This window comes from Massilia endophytica, assembly GCF_021165955.1.
Lineage (GTDB): Bacteria > Pseudomonadota > Gammaproteobacteria > Burkholderiales > Burkholderiaceae_D > Rugamonas > Rugamonas endophytica.
The window spans coordinates 2,806,920-2,824,876 of the sequence record NZ_CP088952.1; the positions used below are offsets into that span (position 1 = coordinate 2,806,920).

Annotated in this window: 21 protein-coding genes; 6 read left to right on the forward strand and 15 right to left on the reverse strand. The window is 64.4% G+C overall.

All coding sequences use genetic code 11. The features are described from left to right. Window positions 1-3 precede the first annotated feature (3 nt). From LSQ66_RS12600 to LSQ66_RS12610, 3 genes are all read right to left on the reverse strand, one after another. Complete coding sequence (locus LSQ66_RS12600) at window positions 4-1,038, reverse strand: alpha/beta hydrolase (protein WP_231765549.1); 1,035 nt, start codon at window positions 1,036-1,038, stop codon at window positions 4-6. Window positions 1,039-1,120: 82 nt separating this feature from the next. After that, window positions 1,121-2,149, reverse strand: a complete 1,029-nt coding sequence (locus LSQ66_RS12605) for a WD40/YVTN/BNR-like repeat-containing protein (protein ID WP_231765550.1) — start codon at window positions 2,147-2,149, stop codon at window positions 1,121-1,123. 41 nt (window positions 2,150-2,190) lie between these two features. Beyond that, a complete protein-coding gene (locus LSQ66_RS12610) occupies window positions 2,191-2,556 on the reverse strand; it encodes a VOC family protein (protein ID WP_231765551.1) in 366 nt (121 codons plus the stop codon). A gap of 86 nt (window positions 2,557-2,642) precedes the next feature. On the opposite strand from LSQ66_RS12610, the gene LSQ66_RS12615 reads away from it, so the two are divergent. Next, on the forward strand, window positions 2,643-2,948 hold the full coding sequence (locus LSQ66_RS12615; protein ID WP_231765552.1) for a helix-turn-helix domain-containing protein: 306 nt from the start codon (window positions 2,643-2,645) through the stop codon (window positions 2,946-2,948). Here the strand turns inward: LSQ66_RS12615 and apbC are convergent. Next, the gene (apbC, locus tag LSQ66_RS12620) at window positions 2,945-4,033 is read right to left on the reverse strand and encodes an iron-sulfur cluster carrier protein ApbC (RefSeq protein ID WP_231765553.1); all 1,089 of its coding nucleotides are present in this window, start codon (window positions 4,031-4,033) and stop codon (window positions 2,945-2,947) included. The genes LSQ66_RS12615 and apbC overlap by 4 nt on opposite strands. Before the next feature lie 114 nt (window positions 4,034-4,147). Between apbC and metG the strand changes: the two genes are divergently transcribed. Then, the gene (gene metG / locus LSQ66_RS12625; RefSeq protein WP_231765554.1) at window positions 4,148-6,289 is read left to right on the forward strand and encodes a methionine--tRNA ligase; all 2,142 of its coding nucleotides are present in this window, start codon (window positions 4,148-4,150) and stop codon (window positions 6,287-6,289) included. 9 nt (window positions 6,290-6,298) lie between these two features. Continuing rightward, complete coding sequence (locus tag LSQ66_RS12630; RefSeq protein WP_231765555.1) at window positions 6,299-6,778, forward strand: GNAT family N-acetyltransferase; 480 nt, start codon at window positions 6,299-6,301, stop codon at window positions 6,776-6,778. 78 nt (window positions 6,779-6,856) lie between these two features. On the opposite strand, the gene LSQ66_RS12635 is transcribed toward LSQ66_RS12630, so the two are convergent. Together LSQ66_RS12635 and LSQ66_RS12640 are read right to left on the reverse strand one after the other, a co-directional pair. Further along, entirely contained in the window at window positions 6,857-7,402 is a 546-nt protein-coding gene (locus LSQ66_RS12635; protein WP_231765556.1) for a hypothetical protein, read from the reverse strand. 62 nt (window positions 7,403-7,464) lie between these two features. Then, window positions 7,465-8,367, reverse strand: a complete 903-nt coding sequence (locus LSQ66_RS12640; RefSeq protein ID WP_231765557.1) for a DMT family transporter — start codon at window positions 8,365-8,367, stop codon at window positions 7,465-7,467. A 114-nt stretch (window positions 8,368-8,481) separates the two neighbouring features. Here LSQ66_RS12640 and LSQ66_RS12645 point away from each other — a divergent pair, with 114 nt between their 5' ends. From LSQ66_RS12645 to panC, 3 genes are read left to right on the forward strand one after another with little or no spacing between them, the layout of a single operon-like run. Next, window positions 8,482-8,694, forward strand: coding sequence for a DUF3460 family protein (locus LSQ66_RS12645; protein ID WP_231765558.1), 213 nt, complete (start codon window positions 8,482-8,484; stop codon window positions 8,692-8,694). 19 nt (window positions 8,695-8,713) lie between these two features. After that, entirely contained in the window at window positions 8,714-9,655 is a 942-nt protein-coding gene (locus LSQ66_RS12650) for a segregation and condensation protein A (RefSeq protein WP_231765559.1), read from the forward strand. A 17-nt stretch (window positions 9,656-9,672) separates the two neighbouring features. Then, a complete protein-coding gene (gene panC, locus LSQ66_RS12655; protein ID WP_231765560.1) occupies window positions 9,673-10,512 on the forward strand; it encodes a pantoate--beta-alanine ligase in 840 nt (279 codons plus the stop codon). On the opposite strand, the gene LSQ66_RS12660 is transcribed toward panC, so the two are convergent. The 9 genes from LSQ66_RS12660 to LSQ66_RS12700 all read right to left on the reverse strand — a co-directional run bounded on the left by LSQ66_RS12660 (window position 10,513) and on the right by LSQ66_RS12700 (window position 17,947). Further along, window positions 10,513-10,983: a hypothetical protein gene (locus LSQ66_RS12660; RefSeq protein WP_231765561.1), complete on the reverse strand. Its 471-nt coding sequence runs from the start codon at window positions 10,981-10,983 to the stop codon at window positions 10,513-10,515. It lies immediately after the preceding gene. Beyond that, window positions 10,980-11,615 carry a DVUA0089 family protein gene (locus LSQ66_RS12665; protein WP_231765562.1) on the reverse strand — a complete coding sequence of 212 codons (636 nt, stop codon included), beginning with the start codon at window positions 11,613-11,615 and terminating at the stop codon, window positions 10,980-10,982. Before LSQ66_RS12665 ends, LSQ66_RS12660 begins: the two co-directional genes overlap by 4 nt. Before the next feature lie 103 nt (window positions 11,616-11,718). Further along, on the reverse strand, window positions 11,719-12,951 hold the full coding sequence (locus LSQ66_RS12670) for a hypothetical protein (protein ID WP_231765563.1): 1,233 nt from the start codon (window positions 12,949-12,951) through the stop codon (window positions 11,719-11,721). Beyond that, complete coding sequence (locus LSQ66_RS12675) at window positions 12,948-14,156, reverse strand: EAL and HDOD domain-containing protein (protein ID WP_231765564.1); 1,209 nt, start codon at window positions 14,154-14,156, stop codon at window positions 12,948-12,950. Before LSQ66_RS12675 ends, LSQ66_RS12670 begins: the two co-directional genes overlap by 4 nt. Before the next feature lie 51 nt (window positions 14,157-14,207). Beyond that, window positions 14,208-14,852 (reverse strand): protein phosphatase CheZ, encoded by a 645-nt coding sequence (cheZ, locus tag LSQ66_RS12680; protein WP_231765565.1) that lies wholly within the window; start codon window positions 14,850-14,852, stop codon window positions 14,208-14,210. Between the two features lie 3 nt (window positions 14,853-14,855). Beyond that, window positions 14,856-15,245 carry a chemotaxis response regulator CheY gene (gene cheY, locus LSQ66_RS12685; RefSeq protein WP_028104141.1) on the reverse strand — a complete coding sequence of 130 codons (390 nt, stop codon included), beginning with the start codon at window positions 15,243-15,245 and terminating at the stop codon, window positions 14,856-14,858. A gap of 133 nt (window positions 15,246-15,378) precedes the next feature. Further along, window positions 15,379-16,449 (reverse strand): protein-glutamate methylesterase/protein-glutamine glutaminase, encoded by a 1,071-nt coding sequence (locus LSQ66_RS12690; RefSeq protein ID WP_231765566.1) that lies wholly within the window; start codon window positions 16,447-16,449, stop codon window positions 15,379-15,381. Between the two features lie 20 nt (window positions 16,450-16,469). Further along, complete coding sequence (gene cheD, locus LSQ66_RS12695) at window positions 16,470-17,069, reverse strand: chemoreceptor glutamine deamidase CheD (protein WP_231765567.1); 600 nt, start codon at window positions 17,067-17,069, stop codon at window positions 16,470-16,472. An 11-nt stretch (window positions 17,070-17,080) separates the two neighbouring features. Next, a complete protein-coding gene (locus LSQ66_RS12700) occupies window positions 17,081-17,947 on the reverse strand; it encodes a CheR family methyltransferase (protein WP_231765568.1) in 867 nt (288 codons plus the stop codon). Window positions 17,948-17,957: the final 10 nt, after the last annotated feature.

A 17,957-nucleotide genomic window follows, 5' to 3' on the forward strand; every position in this document is an offset into this window, starting at 1 on the left:
GCCCTACGGCCGAGTTCGTGTCCCAATTTCTTCCCTGGCACCAGAAGTGGACACGGAGTCATCCGTGAGGAAGCGCAGGACTTCGCGGTAGAGGTCGTGGCGGGCGGCTTCGAGGTGGGCGACGTGGGTGCCTTTGGGGACGACGCGGTAGTCCCTGGAGGCGGCGTTGCCGAGGCCGCTTAGCAGGGCGAGATAGTCTTCGTGCGTGGGGTAGGCGTCCCATTCGCCCCGTATCAGCAGGACCGGCGCGCGGATGGCGGCGGGGTCGTAGTAGCTGCGGCCGTGCGACAGGTCTTCGATGTCCTGGCTCGGACCTGAAGGGAAGCGCACCCTGTCCTTGCCGCCGTTGATGCCCGCTGTGTCCGAAGCCAGCCACTGCGCGCCCCAGCGGCTCAGTACCTCGGGCGCCAGCTGCGGACGCGCTTCCACCGGCGCAAGGCCGTTCATCCCCGCGATACGCTGCTCGGGCGTCAGTTCCTCGTAGGCGCTCTGCACTTGGGCCGCAGGCGCTGTGCCGCTACGCGCCGTGATCGCGGCGAACAGCACCAGCTTCGATACTTTCTCAGGATGCAGCCCGGCGTAGCGCGCCGCTACCGAGCCGCCCCAGGAATGGCCGATCAGCAGGACTCGGCGCTTTCCCGTCCTGCGCAGGATCAGGTCCACCGCCGCGTCGACATCGCCCGCCACATCCTTCGCACGCCCCACCGGATAGGCCGCGCCGGATGACATCTCGGGATAGCGGTCTGACAGGCCATAGCCAGTGAAATCCAGCGCATAGACGTCGAATCCCTGTTCCGCCAGCTGGTCCATCCACGAGCCCCCTGCCATCTGGAAGTCGAAGGCCAGCGCGGAGGGGAAAGAGGAGCCGTGCACGAAGAGCACAGGGTCGCGGCCAGCCTTCACGGCGCCATGTTTATGGCGGATGCCGAGCTTGAGCCCAGCGCGGTGGCTGGGCGCGGTCAGCACCTCGTTCGGATACCCGGCATGCGCCGGAATGACGGAGCCTGCAAGAACGGCAGCAAGAAGAAGATGTCGCATGGGTCGGTGCCTCGGCAATGGAAAAAAAATCCATGCTAAGGCCCCACGCACTTCTACAATTCGCCCACGGTCGAAGTGTGGATTACTTGCCGAGCACCGGTCCGGCGTACTTCATCAGCAGCCCTTTCGGGCCGACGGCCCAGCCCACCGTGGGCGACGCGAAACCGACGGTATTCATGGGCGTGCGGTCGAGCGCCGTCCAGCTCTTGCCGTCGTCGTTGCTGTAGCCGGAACCGGCCAGGCCTGCCGCCACATAGCTGTGCAGGGTGCCCTTGACCGGCACCACCACGGACATGTACCCGGCAGGGAGAATGGATGCCGCCGTCCACGTCGCGCCGCCATCCTCCGTACGCGCGCCGTTCGTGGCAGCCATCGCCGTTTCCTTGTAATCGCCGCCCGCGGCAATGCCGTTGCGGCCGTCGCGGAAGCCGACGGAGAAAATGCCGCGCGCTGGCGCGCCGGCAGGAATGGGCGCCGCACTCGCACGCCAGCTGCGGCCGGCGTCCGACGAATGGAAGACCCGCGCGGATGCGGCGCCGCCGGTGGCGAACCATGCGTCCTTGCTGCCCGCAACCGTCAGACAGGTGCCGCTGGCGGCAAACGCGCCTTCGTTGGGCAGGGCAGCGAGACCGGGATCGTTTTTCGGCTGCCAGCTGGCGCCGCCATCCGCCGTCACGAGCACCTGGAAGGCGCCCTTCACGGGGTCGCCGAACATGATGCCGTTGTTGGAGTCCCAGAAGGCGATGGCGTCCCAGAAGCCCGCCGGATCTGGATTGGTGATGGCGAGCTTCCACGTCGCGCCGCCGTCCGTCGTGCGGTAGACGCGCGACGCGTCGCCCGGACCGGCGCTCATGATGATGGCGGTATCCGCATCCACCGCGTGGATATCGCGGAAGTCCAGATGCTCCGCGCCAGGCACGGTCATGGCCTTCCACACCTTGCCGTCCACGGTGCGCAGCACCCTGCCCTTCGCGCCGCTGGCCCATGCCACGCTTTCGCTCACCACGGACAGGCCGCGCAGTTCGGTATCGATTCCGCTTTCCTGCGGCTGCCAGGACTGCGCCATTGCGGGCCAGGCGGCCAGCGCCAGCATCATTACTGCTGTTTTCAAGGTGTCGTCTCCGTGGTTGGCAAAACGGCACCCATTATGCCCTAGCTGGACGAGAGCACGAAGGTGTTGCCGTCCGGGTCGCGGAACTTGGCGAAGGTGCCCCAGGGCTGGCTCGTTGGCGGCTCGACGAACTCCACGCCGCGCGCACTCAATTGGCGGTAAGTGGCCTCGACGTTGTCGCAGGCCAGCGCGCCGTTGAAGAAGGTGCCGATGCGGTCTTCGTGCCCGTCCGGGGTGAACAGCACCACCTTCGTTTGCGAGTGCGCGATGCGCAGCTCGATCCAGCGCTGGCCCGGCCCCATGGGCTGGTCGGTGGCGATTTCAAAGCCCATCTGCTCCGTGTAGAAGCGCAGTGCGCGATCCTGGTCGCTGACGGGAATGCCGACGAATTTGACCATGGTGATCATGATGTCCCTCCTTGTGTTCGAATGCCTGCCATTCTAACGGCCCGGCATGGCCCTCCATAGCAATGGATGCTATAGTAATTAATACCATGAACGACCATTTCGATCCCTACGTGCTGAACGTGCTGATGCCCGACCTGGTGGGGCATGACCGCAGTCCTGCCGCCTTTGTCGTCTACCTGTATTTATTGGGGAAAGCGAACCGCGCCCGGCGCGATACGGTGTCGGCAAGCCTTCAGACCATTGCCACCGAAACGGGATTGTCGAAATCCGCGGTGCAGATCGCGTTGCGCCGCCTGAAGCGGCGCGGCCTGCTGGATGCGTCGGTGACGGCAACCGTCACCGATCCTGTGCGGCGCGTGCTGCAGCCGTGGCTGCGGCTGCGCCGTTCCTAGTCGTGCTTGATGACGATGCTCGGGAACTTGCTGCTCATGTCCTTCGCCTTCTCGGCAATGCTCACTGCAACCTTGCGCGCGATCTCCTTGTAGGTCGCGGTCACCGGGCTGTCCGGATCCGCCACCACGGTGGGCTTGCCGGAATCGGTCTGCTCGCGGATCGCCATCTTCAGCGGCAGCTTGCCGAGGAAGGACACGCCGAAGTCGGCGCACATCTTCTCGCCGCCGCCTGCACCGAATATCTCCTCGGTATGGCCGCAGTTCGAGCAGATATGGGTGCTCATGTTCTCCACCACGCCCAGGATCGGAATGCCGACCTTCTCGAACATCTTCAGGCCCTTGCGCGCGTCCAGCAGGGCGATGTCCTGCGGCGTGGTCACGATCACGGCGCCTGTCACCGGCACTTTCTGCGACAGCGTGAGCTGGATATCGCCCGTCCCCGGCGGCATGTCCACGATCAGGTAGTCCAGGTCGCGCCAGTTGGTCTGGTCCAGCAGCTGCTGCAGGGCCTGGGTGACCATGGGTCCGCGCCACACCATCGGTTCGTCCGGATCGATCAGGAAGCCGATCGAGGAGACCTGGATGCCATGGCCTTCCATCGGCTCCATCGTCTTGCCGTCGTTGGACATGGGCCGCCCGCTCACGCCCAGCATCATCGGCTGCGAGGGGCCGTAGATGTCGGCGTCGAGAATGCCCACGTTCGCGCCTTCCGCCGCCAGCGCCAGCGCCAGGTTCACGGCGGTGGTGGATTTGCCCACGCCGCCCTTGCCCGAGGCGACGGCAATGATGTTCTTCACATTGGCCAGCGGCTTCAGGCCGCGCTGCACGGTGTGCGAAATGATCTTGCTGTAGACGTTCAGGTGAATCTTGCCGCTGCCCGCCAGGGGCTGGAGCGCGGCCAGCACACTGGTGCGCAGCGCGTCGATCTGGCTGCGGGCCGGGTAGCCAAGCTCGATATCCAGCGAAATGTCGCCGTTTTCCGTTTTCAGGTTGCGCACCGCCTTGGAAGTGACGAAATCCTTGCCCGTATTCGGGTCGATCACTTGGGACAGCGCTGCCTTGACGTCTTCTACCGTGGTGCTCATATGACAATCTCCGTATTCGATGCCGCAGTCTAGCGCAAAACGGCAAGAATGCGCAGCCATGTCATCCGCTGGTAAAATGCTCTTTTTTGCCAACTTAACCAGCGCATCAACACCATGACCCGCAAGCTGTTCGTCACCACTGCCCTGCCTTACGCAAACGCCGCCTTCCACATCGGCCACATGATGGAGTACATCCAGGCCGACATCTGGGTCCGTTTCCAGCGAATGCAGCGCGAGGGCGAGGGCCTGCGCGAGGTGCATTTCGTGGGCGCGGACGACACCCACGGCACGCCGATCATGATCGCTGCTGAAAAGGAAGGCATCACGCCCCAGGAATTCGTGGCCAAGATCGCCGCGGGCCGCGCCCAGTACCTGGACGGTTTCCATATCGCCTTCGACAACTGGTATTCGACCGATTCGCCGGAAAACGTGGAGCTCTCCCAGGGCATCTACCGCAAGCTGCGCGACAATGGCCTGATCCAGACGAAGACCGTCGACCGCTTCTTCGACCCGGTGAAGGGCATGTTCCTGGCCGACCGCAATATCAAGGGCGAATGCCCGAAATGCGGCGCCAAGGACCAGTATGGCGACAACTGCGAGGTGTGCGGCGCGGCCTACCAGCCCACCGACCTGGTGAACCCCTATTCCGTGTTTACCAACGCCACACCCATCCTGAAGCCTTCGGAGCAGTACTTCTTCAAGCTCTCCGACCCGCGCTGCTTCGAGTTCCTGCGCGACTGGCTGAACACGCCCGGCCGCCTGCAGCCGGAAATGGTCAACAAGGTGAGCGAATGGCTGGGCGAAGCCGGTGAAAAGCTGGCGGACTGGGACATCTCCCGCGACGCGCCCTACTTCGGCATCCCCATTCCCGACGCGCCGGGCAAGTTCTTCTACGTGTGGCTGGACGCGCCCGTGGGCTACCTGGCTTCGCTGAAGAACTACTGCGCCAAGCAGGGCATCGACTACGAGGCCCTGCTGCGCGATCCCGGCACGGAACAGGTGCACTTCATCGGCAAGGACATCGTCTCCTTCCACCTGCTGTTCTGGCCCGCCATGCTGAAGTTCTCGGATCACCCGGTGATCGACAAGCTGAAAGTGAACGTGCACGGCCACCTCACCGTGAACAACGAGAAGATGTCCAAGTCGCGCGGCACCGGCATTTCGCCGCTGCGCTACCTGAACCTGGGCATGAATCCGGAATGGCTGCGCTACTACATCGCCTTCAAGCTGAACTCCAAGGTGGAAGACCTGGACTTCACGGGCGAGGACTTCGTGGCCCGCGTGAATTCGGACCTGATCGGCAAGTACGTGAACATCGCCAGCCGCTGCGCCGGCTTCATCGCCAAGAAGTTCGACGGCATGCTCGCCTCCGAGCTCTCGCCGACCGCGCACGGCTGGATCAAGCGCGCGCTGCTGAACGCCGACGGCGCCGAGCGCCAGGCCTCCATCGCCGCCAACTTCGAGAACCGCGAGTTCGGCAAGGCCCTGCGCGAGATCATGGAGATCGCCGACGTCACCAACCAGTACGTGGACGAGAACAAGCCCTGGGTGCTGGCCAAGGACCCGGAAAAGACCGCCGAACTGCACGAAGTGTGCACCACGGCCCTGATCCTGTTCCGCCAGCTCACCATCCTGCTGTCGCCAGTGCTGCCGGGCGTCGCCGCCCAGGTGAAGAGCTTCCTGAACGACGAGAAGCTGGTGTGGGCCGATACCGAGCTGTCCACCGGCGCCGTCTTCAGCACCATGCTGGGCCGCTCGATCTGCGCCTATAACCACCTGATGACGCGCGTTGACGCCAAGATGATCGAAGATCTGTTCGACGCGCCGAACCAGCAGGCCGCCGCCGCGAAAGCCGCTCCGGCAGCCGCTGCCCCCGCCGCCGCTGCGGCGCCCGCAGGCATCGAGGAGCTCGCCCCCGAAATCAAGATCGACGACTTCCTGAAGGTGGACCTGCGCATCGCCCAGATCGTGAACTGCGAACACGTGGAAGGCTCGGACAAGCTGCTGCGCCTGACGCTCGACGTGGGCGAAGGCCGCCACCGCAACGTCTTCTCCGGCATCAAATCCATGTACAAGCCGGAAGACCTGGTGGGCAAGCTGACCGTGATGGTCGCCAACCTGGCTCCGCGCAAGATGAAGTTCGGCGTGTCGGAAGGCATGGTGCTGGCCGCCTCGGCAGCCGATGAAAAGGCGGATCCGGGCATCTACATCCTGAATCCATGGCCTGGCGCCAAGCCGGGCATGCGTATCCGCTAAGGGCCGGCCGTGAATATCGTAGTGCGGGAGGCGGCCACTGACGATGCTCAGTTATTGGCCGCCCTCACCCGCGCTGCGTGGGCGAATAAGGTCGCCGTCACCTCCAGCGGACATCGCGAAACCGCCGTCAAATGCGCAGAGGATTTGCGCCTTGGCGGCGGTTTTATTTTATTGGCCGATAATATTCCCGTGGGTTCGGTGCGCTGGCTGCCGGTCGAATCCGAGCCGCATATCTGGGAGATATTAAGGATGGGCGTTATTCCCGAATATCGCGGCCACCATTTATCCCAGCATTTACTGGAAGCCGTGATCCACCACGGCCTGCTTTCCGATATCGAAGAGCTGCGCCTTGCCGCCCGTGCGGACCAGCCCCAGCTGATCGACTTCTACACCGCCTTCGGCTTCGAGCTCGCTCCCGAGCTGGAGTACAGCCACGCCAATCCCCTCGAACCGGCGCCGCTCGTCATGCGCCGCGTTCTCAGGCCCTGAAACGCCCCGCCACCCCGCAAGCCGCACAATTGCGTCCCGCGCGTGCCAGGTCCTGATTCGATCAAGCCAGAAGCTGGCTTAAAGGCAGCCTTCGACGTAGGAAACGGAGGGCTGCATGCCCGCCCGCAGCTTGAGGATGCGGCGGCTGTTGTCCTCCAGCACGAAGGCCGTGTTGCCATCGCCCGCGATGGTCAGGTAATGCCCGTTGTGGAGGTATTTGTGCGGCGTCACCTGAACGTTGGGGAATTTCCTGCGCACCTGATCCACAGGCGAATCGATATCCACGCCGATAATATTCGGCACGCCCCGCTCCGCATCGGCGCGCGTAATAATCCCCTTCTCGACCATAAAGCGGACCCGGGGCATGGACGCAAACCGCACGGTACTGCATTCGGCATTCACCGGGCCCAGCGGCTGGGCATTTTCATTCAATGCCCTTTCGGCCTCCTTTAAGCCCATGCCAAATACCACGCCGCCAATTCCGGACGCGGATAAAGAAACAGCCGGCTTATCGGCGGCCGGCTGTTCGATTACTGCTATGGGTTTGGGTGGTTTCGGCGGCGCCTTATCGCAAGCCGTCAGGAATAACACGGCCACGCCTGCCGCAATGACAAGCTGTCGCATACGCACTCCTCTGGCAGTTGGACAGGCTCACCATAACAGAAAGGCAAGTCCGCTGTCGCCCGCTAGGCGCGGCGCGAGGACACCACAATGCCGCCCACGATCAGCAGGAAAGCCACCGCGTGGTAAAGATGCGGCGCCTCGCCCAGGATGAGGGAGGACATGAGCGCGGCGAAGAGCGGGGTGAGATTGCTGAAAAATGCCGCAATCGCCGGACCCGCCCGGCGCACGCCCTCGCCCCAGCAGCGGAAGGCGATAACGGCCGGGCCCACGGCCACGTAAAGCAGCGCGGCCGCCAGGGTCCAGTTCCAGTCCACCCTGGCGGCGCCCAAGGTCCATTCGCCCGCCGCGAAGGCGCCGGACCAGACCACGCCGAAGGCCACCTGGGCCAGCAGGAAGCCGGCCCAGTCGGCGCGCAGGCCTGCCGGTTCCGTGGTGCGCATCAGCAGCCAGCTGTAAAGGGACCAGGCGATGGTGGCGAAAATCATGAAGATATCGCCGGCCACCAGCCGCAGCGCCAGCAGGTGTTCCAGTTCGCCGCGCGCCAGCACCACCAGCACGCCCGCAATGGACAGCACCGCGCCCAGCACCTGGCGGCGCGACACGGCGGCGCCGAAGAAGAGCCAGCCGGTCAGCATCATCCACACCGGCATGCCCGCCGCAACGAGGGTGACGTTGATGGGAGTGGAGCTTTGCAGCGCCATATACTGGAGGGCGTTATACAGGCCGATGCCGAGCAGGCCGAGCACCGCGAAGCGGCGCCAGTGCGTCCACACGCCGGAACCGGAGCGGAACACGGGGCCCGCGAGCGGCAGGAGGATAAGGAATGCGAGCGCCCAGCGCAGGAAATTGAGCAGGATGGGCGGCACCATGTCGTGCACCATGCGGCCCACGATGGCATTGCCCGCCCACAGGACGGGCGGCAGGGTCAGCAGGAATGCGGTGCGGAGGCTCAGGCGTGAATTCATGTGGCGGACAGCATAACCGATCTGGCAACTCGTCGCAGGGCGGCGACAGAAATTCCCTGCGGCACGCTGCGGCGCGGTAAAATAAGCCCTTGGTTCTCACCACTTTTTCACGATATGAAACTCTTCTTTAAACAGCACCGCATGTACGAGTCGGACCACACCAAGTTCATCAAATCGCTGAAGGACCAGAATCCGTCCATGGAAGAAGGCCAGCGCCAGGGCCGCTCCCTGCTGTGGGACAAGGCGCCGCTGTCGCTCGAAGAGCGCGCTCGCCAGCAGCAGTCCGCCATCAAGCAGCAAGCCTACGTCTACCAGACCAAGGTCTGAGTCTCCAGGACGGCACGCCATGCTGCCACAGGAAGCCGCGGACGAGGCGCCGGAAGACCACGGCGCCGGCGCCCCCTTGCACCTCGACGAGGCCGCGCTGGCCCTTGCCGCTGAAGCGGCAGGCGATGCTGCCACTTCCGGCGCTGCCGAATCTGGCAACGGCGCCACTGCGGAAGCCGAAAACGCTGCGCCGGCCCGCCTGTACGGCGAGCCCCTGCTGCGCCTGCCGACCGACCTGTATATTCCGCCGGACGCGCTGGAAGTTTTCCTCGAAGCCTTCGAAGGCCCGCTCGACCTGCTGCTTTACCTGATCCGCAAGCAGAACTTCAATATCCTCGACATTCCGATGGCGCAGGTGACCCTGCAATACCTGAAGTATGTCGAGCAGATCCGTCTGTCCAACCTGGAGCTGGCCGCCGAGTACCTGCTGATGGCGGCCATGCTTATCGAGATCAAGTCGCGCATGCTGCTGCCGCAGCGCCAGCACGACATCGAAGCCGAAGCGGAAGACCCGCGTGCGGAACTGGTGCGCCGCCTGCTCGAATACGAGCAGATCAAGCTGGCCGCCTACGAGCTGAACTCGATGCCCCAGCTGGACCGCGACTTCGTACGCACCCAGATCTACATCGAGCAAAGCCTGGTGCCCGTGTGGCCCAATGTGAACGTGGACGACCTGCAGGCCGCCTGGCGCGACCTGATGAAGCGCGCCACGCTGAAGCAGCACCACAAGATCACGCGCGAAGAGCTTTCCGTGCGCGAGCACATGACCATCATCCTGCGCAAGCTGCAATCGAGCCGCTTCGTGGAATTCGCCGACCTGTTCGATACGGACGGCGGCGTGCCCGTGGTGGTAGTGAACTTCGTCGCCATGCTGGAGCTGGCGAAGGAAACGCTGATCGAAATTACCCAGGCCGAGCCCTTTGCACCCATCTACGTGCGGCTGGCCTACTCTCCTGCCTAAGAACAGAATAAAGCAATATGAAAATCATTACCTCCATCCAGGAACTGCGCGACCAGCTGAGCGGCCAATTGCGGACCGCCTTCGTGCCGACCATGGGCAACCTGCACGAAGGCCACCTCTCGCTGATGCGCCTGGCGCGCCGCCATGGCGACCCGGTGGTGGCGTCCATCTTCGTCAACCGACTGCAGTTCGGCCCGAACGAAGACTTCGACAAATACCCGCGCACCTTCCAGGCCGACGTGGAGAAGCTGGAGAAGGAAGGCGTCTACGTGCTCTTCGCGCCGACGGAGAAGGACATGTATCCGGAGCCGCAGGAGTACCGCGTGACGCCGCCGGATGGCCTGGGCAATACGCTGGAAGGCGAATTCCGCCCCGGCTTCTTTACGGGCGTGTGCACGGTGGTGACCAAGCTGTTCTCCTGCGTGCAGCCGCGCGTGGCGGTGTTCGGCAAGAAGGACTACCAGCAGCTCATGATCGTGCGGAACATGACGCGCCAGTTCGCGCTGCCCACCGAAATCATCGGCGCCGAAACCTACCGCGCGGAAGACGGCCTGGCTCTGTCCTCGCGCAATATGTACCTGTCGACGGAAGAACGCGCCGAAGCCCCCGCCCTGTACCGCAGCCTGAACTTCGTGGCCGGTGAAATGCGCGGCGGCCATCTGGACGTGACGCAGCTGGAACGCAAGGCGATGGACGACCTGGCCAAGCGCGGCTGGAAGCCGGACTACATCTCCATCCGCAAGCGCTCCGACCTGCAGGCTCCGAACGCGGGCGACCTGGCGCAAGGCGAACCGCTCGTGGTGCTGGCCGCCGCCAAGCTCGGCACCACCCGCCTCATCGACAACCTGGAAATCTGATCAGGGCGTGTTGTCGGGGAAGAAGCCGTGCACGCGCATCTCAAGGTGTTCCGCCTGCGGTCCGCTTCCGTTGTAGATCGCGCCGCCCGAGCAGGCAGGGTCGAACAGGCGCGTGACAAGGCCCGCCCAGCTGATTTCCCGATGGCCTGAGTCGTCAGGCCCGTTGGGCTGCGGCGTCGGCAGCCAGTCGATGCCGCTCGGCCCGCAATAAAAGCCGACCGCAGTAACGGTCGTCGCCGCATTGAAGCGGATCTTGTAGGACAGGAAGACTGTCACGAAGCGCACCGATCCTGGCGACGTGCCGGGGATGGACCAGGTGCACTGCTGGCTGGCGTTGGCGTCGCAGGCGATCACCGTGCTGCCGCTGTTGCCCAGCCGGTCGATGTTGCGCACCAGGGCCGCCTTCTGCGCCAGCGCAGGCGCGCACAGAACGGCCGCCAGCGCCAGGCTCACCACCTTCAGCGTTTTCATTTCGGAGCTCCCTTGTGAATTGGCCGCGCCAGCAGGAGCAGCCCGGCCAGCACCAGCAAAAGCGTGGCTGGCGCGGGCACCGCCACCAGCTCACTGTTGGAAACAATGTCGAAGGCGTAGACGCTGCTGCACACGCCGCCGCAGGCGCCATCGGAGAAGCTGGCATCGAGCCCGATGAAGCCGTCGCCCAGGGTGCCGCTGCCCAGGTTCTCCGCAAAGGAGAAGTTGAAGGGCAAGGTCAGCGCCAGCGTGTAATAGCCGGCGGGCACATTCAGCAGGTCGAGCGTGGAATCGGCGCACGCGGGAGCCGCCGTGCCGGGCGGGCAGGCGCCGTCGTCGTTCGAGGCGAGGAAGGTGGCGCCTGGCCCAAGGCCCAGGAAAAGCGACAGGTAGGGATCGAAGCCGCCGGGGGCAACGGCCTGGCCTGCGGCATTGACGCCGCCGGGAGCGGATGCGCTGCCGCCGTAGCCGTAGGTCTGGAAATGCAGGTCGCCATCGGCGAGCAGGCGGAAACCCAGGAGCACCACCGCATTCGGGTCGCCGGCGGGCATCTGGCCGGTGGCCGAGATCTCTCCGCCGCGCGCCAGGGCCGCCGATACCAGAAGGCAAAGAAGACACAGGAGTTTTTGCATGGCCGGCCTCGCGCATCGGGGAATGCGCAAGGGGATGCATATCGCATGCCATCGCAGTATGCCCCTGGGGGGCGGACAGCCTGTCAAAAAGTCCGACGCTCGCCTACTTTGCGGCGTCAGCCTTCCACTCGTCCTTCGGCGGCAGCATCTTCACGATGGGGTCCGGCCGGTCGGGCTTCGGCTTGAATACGGCATCCACGAAGGCTTCGATGCTGCCGTACTGCTTCACGGTGCCGGCCTGCTGCTCGGGGGAATCGATCATCTCGATGCGGCGCTTCAGCTCCCGCTTGAAGGCGGGGGTGTAGATGTCGAAGGTGCCGCTGGCCTGGTACTGGTCCAGCGGGCCGGGGAAGATCACGGCATCGTAGGCGTCAGCGATGGTCTGGCCCGGCGCGGCATCGAGCATGTGGTTGCCGAGATAGGACGCCTTTCCGAAAGGCGTGCCCGCGAGCTCCACCGCCTTGGGCATGCCGCCCGCGGCGTCGAAGGCGCTGTCCCACAGGCCTTTCTCCATTCTCACCCAGCGGTACTCCACGTTGTCCAGGCCCTCGCGCGTGGCGGCCTTGCCTTCGCCGCGCTTCTTGATGAAGAGGATGGGAGCATGCACGCGCAGCGAATAGGATTTGCCTGGCGAGTGCTGGCTGAAGAAGGTGCCCGCGTTCCAGTAAAACTGGCCCTTGCTGTTGCGGATGCCCTTGTAGGCGTGCCGTGTGTTCGTGAGCAGAATGCCTTTCCGCCCCTGCTTGAAGTCGCCCATCACTTCCTTCACCACCGAGTACATGTGGTAGTCGCGCGCCGTGCCGGAGAGGCGGCTCTGTTCCCAGTCCTGGTGGGTGCGCTGCAGCGGATAGGTGGCGGGCATGTCGGTGGCGATCACGCGCATGCGCCGTTCCGCAGGCTTGCCCGCATTGGCCTCGCGCACAGCCTTCAGCAGGTCGAGGTAGGTGGTGAGCGCCCAGCCCATATCGCTCGCGTCCTGGAACAGGGGCAGCAATTGCTCGTCGCTCGCCTTGCCGTCCATCCAGGCGTCGATCAGGGGCTGGTGGTTCAGCGGGGCCACTTCGAGGAAGATATAGCCCACCTTTGAGGCGAATTCGGGATTGCGCACCAGCTGGATGTAGAACTGCCAGGGGTCTTTCGCGCTGTGCAGGCCGTCGTCGAAGATCAGCACATCGTGCTGCTCCAGCTTGCGGTTGACGAAGGTGGCGGGATCCGGCGCGGCGCGCAGAGCGGCGACATACGGCGCCAGGGCGGCATCCGCCGGCGCCGCCTGCGCGCCGGACGCCATGAGGCAGGCGGCGCTCAGCAGCAACGCCCGGGTCCAGTGCGCCGTCATGCGGTAATGTTCTGGGTCCAGGCCAGTGCCGAGAGGTGGGCCTTGTTGATCTCGGCGGGCGGCAGGTTGAGCGAGGCCGCCATCGAGGATACGAGGCTGGAATTGAGCTCGCAGGCCTCGGCCAGCGCCAGGTAGGGGCCGTACTTGCCGCCCCGCTCCAGCAGCGCTTTCTGCACTTCGTCGGAGAGCTGGATGGTCTGCAGCACTTCTTCCATGCTGATGCCGAGCAGGCGGTCCAGCAGGGAGAACATGCCCGCCACGAACACATTCTCCGCCTCGGCCTTGCCCAGCGGCTTCTGGGCCAGCAGCTCGGCCAGGCGGCCGCGCACCACGGCCGTTTCCAGCAGCACGGGCGAATAGCCGCTCGTGCTGGCGGTGGCCAGCAGCACGGTGAGCCAGCGGTAGAGCGGCTGGTAGCCCAGCAGCGTGATGGCCTGCTTCAGGGACTGGATTTCGCGCCCCGCGCCAAAGCCTGCCGAGTTAATGTGGCGCAGCAGCTTGTAGGACAGGGCGGCGTCGCGTTTCAGCACGCTTTCCAGCTGGGCGATGTCGGCGTTCGCGTTCACCATCTGCATCAGCTGCAGGATGATGGTCTGGGCCGGGTTCATGCCCGCGCCGTCGCTGCCGGGGCGCGGCGTCAGGTGCAGCTTGCCGACGAAGGCGTCCAGGCCCAGTGCCGCGCAGGCGTCGAAGTCGGCCCAGGTGGTGACGGGGCGCCCCACCATGCGCAGGTTGGACTGCTTGAGCGCCGCATAGGTGCGCGCCTGCGAGGCGACGTCCGCGCCCGAGAAGCGCACTTCCACGTAGGAGGCGATGGTGCCCAGGCGGCTGCCCACGCGCGCCAGGTCGGCTTCGCGCAGCAGGATGCCCACGCCGCCCGCGCGCAGGGCCTGCACGGCCGCCAGCGTATCGGGGTTGGCCAGTTCCGCGGTGCGGATCGACAGCACCGTGTGCTGCGGCGGCAGGGTATGCAGGGCGTCCGTGGACAGCATGGCCGGCACGGCTTGCAGGAAAAGGGTCTTGTCGCGCAGCAGCCAGCCCCGCTCTTCGTCGCAGACCTGGCCTGCGACGAAGCTCACCAGGTCTTCCAGCTCGGCCTGGGTGTAGGGGGCGCCGGTCTGGTGCTGCCAGCGCAGTTCGTAGCCGACGACGCGCTGCTGCGGATCCAGCAACGGCTCACGGACAAGAAATTGGGTTTGGTGCATGGCTGTCTTGTGTGAGGCTGATTGGGCTGCCGGCCGGCAGCGGAAGCCGGCTTAGAAGCCCAGGCTGTCGAGCAGGTCGTCGACCTGGCTCTGGTCCGCCACCACGCCTTCCTTGGTGGTATCGATCTGCGGGCCGTTCAGCAGGCCGTTGTCGATTTCCTTCTTCAGCTGTTCGGGTGCGAAGTCGATCAGGGTCTGCACCAGCTGCTGCTCCAGGTTCTGGGCGATGGCCGTGACCTTCTTGATCACCTGCCCTGTCAGGTCCTGGAAGTCCTGGGCCATCATGATATCCATCAGGTGCACCTTGGTGCTGGCGGCGGAGATGGCGGCCATGTCCAGCTTGGCCATCGTCTGCTGCGCCAGGGCGCGCCACTGCTCTTCGCTGGCGGGACCGTCGAGCAAGGCCTGCCAGGCGCCCTTCAGGTCCTTGGCGTCCGCGCTGATCCGGTCCTGCAGGGGGCCTGCCTCGTCGGTGGCGTTCAGCACCTTCTGCGCCGCGTTTTCGCTCAGGCGCGCCACGTAATCGAGCCGGTCGCGGGCATCCGGGATATCCTCGGCCGCCTTCTCGATCAGCTTGTCCAGCCCCAGGCCACGCAGGTTTTCGTGCAAGGCCCGCGTCATGTGGCCGATGCGCGACAGGAACTCCTCGTTGGCCAGCGCCGGTACAGCCCCGGCCTCAGCGTGATGCTCAACCATCGATCAGGCTCCGAGCTTCTCGAAGATCTTGTTCAGCTTTTCGTCCAGGGTGGCGGCGGTGAAGGGCTTCACCACATAGCCGTTGGCGCCGGCCTGGGCCGCCGCGATGATGTTTTCCTTCTTCGCTTCCGCGGTCACCATCAGCACCGGCAGCTTGGCCAGGGCGGGATCGGCACGGATGTTTTGCAGCATGGTCAGGCCGTCCATGTTCGGCATGTTCCAGTCGGAGACCACGAAGTCGAACTGCTCGGCGCGCAGCTTGGCCAGCGCCATCACGCCATCTTCGGCTTCGTCCACATTGGCATAACCCAGTTCCTTCAGCAGATTCCGGACGATGCGGCGCATCGTCGAGAAGTCGTCCACCACCAAAAATTTCATCTTCGGATCAGCCATGAATCACTCCGTTGTTGCTCAAAACGCGGTTATTAAATTGGTTGCTTAGCACTAGCAAGTTGTAGGATAGCATTTATGTTGTTCCAAAGCGAACAAAAGGCCCCCCAGCGAGGGGCAAAACGCCAATACCGTATCAAACGCGCAAAGCGCGCGATCCATGCTGGGCAAGATATCCCAGCACCATGCCCGGCAGCGCCTGCAGCGCCCCTACCTCGTGCGTGGCGCCGACGGCAATCGCCTCGCGCGGCATGCCGAACACGACGCAGCTCGCCTCATCCTGGGCAAAATTATACGCCCCGGCCGCCTTCATCTCCAGCATGCCCGCCGCGCCGTCCTTGCCCATTCCGGTCAGGATAACGCCAACCGCGTTTTTACCCGCGTTCTGTGCGGCGGAACGGAACAGCACATCCACAGAGGGGCGGTGGCGGTTGACGGGCTCGCCCTGATCCAGCTTGGTCATATAGTTGGCGCCCGAGCGCGCCAGCATCAGGTGCGAATGGCCGGGCGCGATGTAGGCATGGCCCGGCAGTATGCGCTCGTTGCCCGCCGCCTCCAGCACCGCGATCTTGCACAGGGAATCGAGGCGCTTGGCGAAGGAACGGGTGAAGCCTTCCGGCATGTGCTGGGTGATCAGGATGCCGGGGCAGTCCGACGGCATCTGCATCAGGAATTCGCGGATCGCCTCGGTGCCGCCGGTGGAGGCGCCCACGATGATCAGCTTTTCCGAGGACATGAGCGGATTGCGCAGCTGGGGCAAGGTGCCCTGCCCTTCCGCGCCCGGCTGCGGCAGGGTGCGGGCCCGGATGCGGGCCTTGGAGGCGGCGCGGATCTTGTCGGCGATGAGGTCCGTGTACTCGCGCATGCCGCTCTGGATCGAGATCTTGGGCTTGGTGACGAAATCGACGGCGCCCAGCTCCAGCGCGCGCATGGTGATCTCGGAACCGCGCTCGGTCAGCGAGGACACCATCACCACCGGCATGGGGCGCAGGCGCATCAGCTTTTCCAGGAAGTCCAGGCCGTCCATCTTCGGCATCTCGACGTCCAGGGTCAGCACGTCCGGGTTGTGCTGCTTGATCAGTTCCCGCGCCACCAGGGGGTCGGGCGCCGTGGCCACCACCTGCATGTCCGGCTGGCTGTTGATGATCTCGCTCATGACGCTGCGGATCAACGCAGAGTCGTCGACGATCAGTACCTTCGTTTTCATGGAACGTCCCTTGTCTCTTTCTAGAACAGCTCGACCTCGCCAGCCACCGGCTGGACTTTGAGGCGGCTTGCATATTCGATTTCGCGTTTGGCCAGCGTATCGTTATGGGTCTGCATCAGCTTCTTGACCAGCACCTTGCCCGTGCGGGGGAAGAAGTACACCTTGCGCGGATAGATGTCGTTCAGGTCCTCGGCCACGATGCGGATCTTCTCGTTCTTCAGGAAGGTCTGCACGAAGGCCGCATTGCGCTCGCCCACGTTCATGGCCGTGAAGCCTTTCAGCACGGCGCCGCCGCCGAAGACCTTCGCTTCCAGGTTCTCGCGCCGCGCGCCCGACTTCAGCAGGTCGTTGATCAGCACCTCCATCGCGTAGGTGCCGTAGCGCGCCGAGGCGGACACGGGGCTGTTCACGTCGCCGCCCCCGTCCGGCAGCATGAAGTGGTTCATGCCGCCCAGGCCCGTGGTGCGGTCGCGGATGCAGGCCGACACGCAGGAGCCGAGCACCGTCACGATCAGCATGTCCTTGTTGGTGAAGTAGTACTCGCCAGGCAGGATCTTGGCGGCGTCGCAGTCGAAGGTGCGGTCGAAATAGACGTTTGTGGCGAACTGTTCTTTATCCATGATCTTCTTTCTTACGCACGCTGCGGCGACTGGCGGACGGCGGCGCCACGCCGTTCGTCCAGCTCATACACCGTCTTGCCGCGCAGTTTCAGCGAGTCCGACACATACAGGAAATTCTCGGAGTGGCCCGCGAACAGCAGCGCGTCCTGCTTCATCAGCGGCACGAAGCGCGACAGGATCTTGCGCTGCGTGGCCTTGTCGAAGTAGATCATCACGTTGCGGCAGAAGATCACGTCGAAGGGGCCGCGGATGTCCCACTGCTCGTCCAGAAGGTTGAGCTGGCGGTAGACGATCAGCTGGCGCAGCTCGGGGCGCACGCGCACCATGCCCGCCTTGTCGCCCTTCCCGCGCAGGAAGAAGCGGCGCTGGCGCTCGGCGGCCATCTTGTCGATGCGCTCGATCGGATAGATGCCGTTGGCGGCCGTCGCCAGCACATTGGTGTCGATGTCGGTGGCGATGATGTTCACCGGCGGCGTGAGCGTGTTGAAGGCCTCGCAGCAGGTGATCGCGATCGAATAGGGCTCCTCGCCCGTGGAGCTGGCCGAGCACCAGATGTTGATCGGCTCGTTGCGGTGCGCCTTCACATGCTCCGCCAGCAGCGGAAAATGGTGCGCCTCGCGGAAGAAAGAAGTCAGGTTGGTGGTCAGGGCGTTGGTAAACGACTCCCACTCGTCGCCCAGGCGGCCCGCTTCCAGGTCGTCCAGGTACTTGACGAAGGAGTTGATGCCGGTGGCGCGCAGGCGGCGCGCCAGGCGGCTGTACACCATCTCTTGCTTGCTGTCGGCCAGCGCGATGCCGGCCCGTTTGTAGATCATCGCGCGGACCCGCTCGAAGTCCTTGCTGTTGAAATCAAACTCTTTGACGGTGTCTTTGGACATATCCCATTCC

Excerpts from the sequence above, each read along its gene's own strand:
- LSQ66_RS12600 (WP_231765549.1), bottom strand. The coding sequence starts at position 1,038 with ATGCGACATCTTCTTCTTGCTGCCGTTCTTGCAGGCTCCGTCATTCCG.
- LSQ66_RS12610 (WP_231765551.1), bottom strand. The coding sequence starts at position 2,556 with ATGATCACCATGGTCAAATTCGTCGGCATTCCCGTCAGCGACCAGGAT.
- LSQ66_RS12615 (WP_231765552.1), top strand. The coding sequence starts at position 2,643 with ATGAACGACCATTTCGATCCCTACGTGCTGAACGTGCTGATGCCCGAC.
- apbC (WP_231765553.1), bottom strand. The coding sequence starts at position 4,033 with ATGAGCACCACGGTAGAAGACGTCAAGGCAGCGCTGTCCCAAGTGATC.
- metG (WP_231765554.1), top strand. The coding sequence starts at position 4,148 with ATGACCCGCAAGCTGTTCGTCACCACTGCCCTGCCTTACGCAAACGCC.
- LSQ66_RS12635 (WP_231765556.1), bottom strand. The coding sequence starts at position 7,402 with ATGCGACAGCTTGTCATTGCGGCAGGCGTGGCCGTGTTATTCCTGACG.
- LSQ66_RS12640 (WP_231765557.1), bottom strand. The coding sequence starts at position 8,367 with ATGAATTCACGCCTGAGCCTCCGCACCGCATTCCTGCTGACCCTGCCG.
- LSQ66_RS12645 (WP_231765558.1), top strand. The coding sequence starts at position 8,482 with ATGAAACTCTTCTTTAAACAGCACCGCATGTACGAGTCGGACCACACC.
- LSQ66_RS12650 (WP_231765559.1), top strand. The coding sequence starts at position 8,714 with ATGCTGCCACAGGAAGCCGCGGACGAGGCGCCGGAAGACCACGGCGCC.
- panC (WP_231765560.1), top strand. The coding sequence starts at position 9,673 with ATGAAAATCATTACCTCCATCCAGGAACTGCGCGACCAGCTGAGCGGC.
- LSQ66_RS12660 (WP_231765561.1), bottom strand. The coding sequence starts at position 10,983 with ATGAAAACGCTGAAGGTGGTGAGCCTGGCGCTGGCGGCCGTTCTGTGC.
- LSQ66_RS12665 (WP_231765562.1), bottom strand. The coding sequence starts at position 11,615 with ATGCAAAAACTCCTGTGTCTTCTTTGCCTTCTGGTATCGGCGGCCCTG.
- LSQ66_RS12670 (WP_231765563.1), bottom strand. The coding sequence starts at position 12,951 with ATGACGGCGCACTGGACCCGGGCGTTGCTGCTGAGCGCCGCCTGCCTC.
- LSQ66_RS12675 (WP_231765564.1), bottom strand. The coding sequence starts at position 14,156 with ATGCACCAAACCCAATTTCTTGTCCGTGAGCCGTTGCTGGATCCGCAG.
- cheZ (WP_231765565.1), bottom strand. The coding sequence starts at position 14,852 with ATGGTTGAGCATCACGCTGAGGCCGGGGCTGTACCGGCGCTGGCCAAC.
- cheY (WP_028104141.1), bottom strand. The coding sequence starts at position 15,245 with ATGGCTGATCCGAAGATGAAATTTTTGGTGGTGGACGACTTCTCGACG.
- LSQ66_RS12690 (WP_231765566.1), bottom strand. The coding sequence starts at position 16,449 with ATGAAAACGAAGGTACTGATCGTCGACGACTCTGCGTTGATCCGCAGC.
- cheD (WP_231765567.1), bottom strand. The coding sequence starts at position 17,069 with ATGGATAAAGAACAGTTCGCCACAAACGTCTATTTCGACCGCACCTTC.
- LSQ66_RS12700 (WP_231765568.1), bottom strand. The coding sequence starts at position 17,947 with ATGTCCAAAGACACCGTCAAAGAGTTTGATTTCAACAGCAAGGACTTC.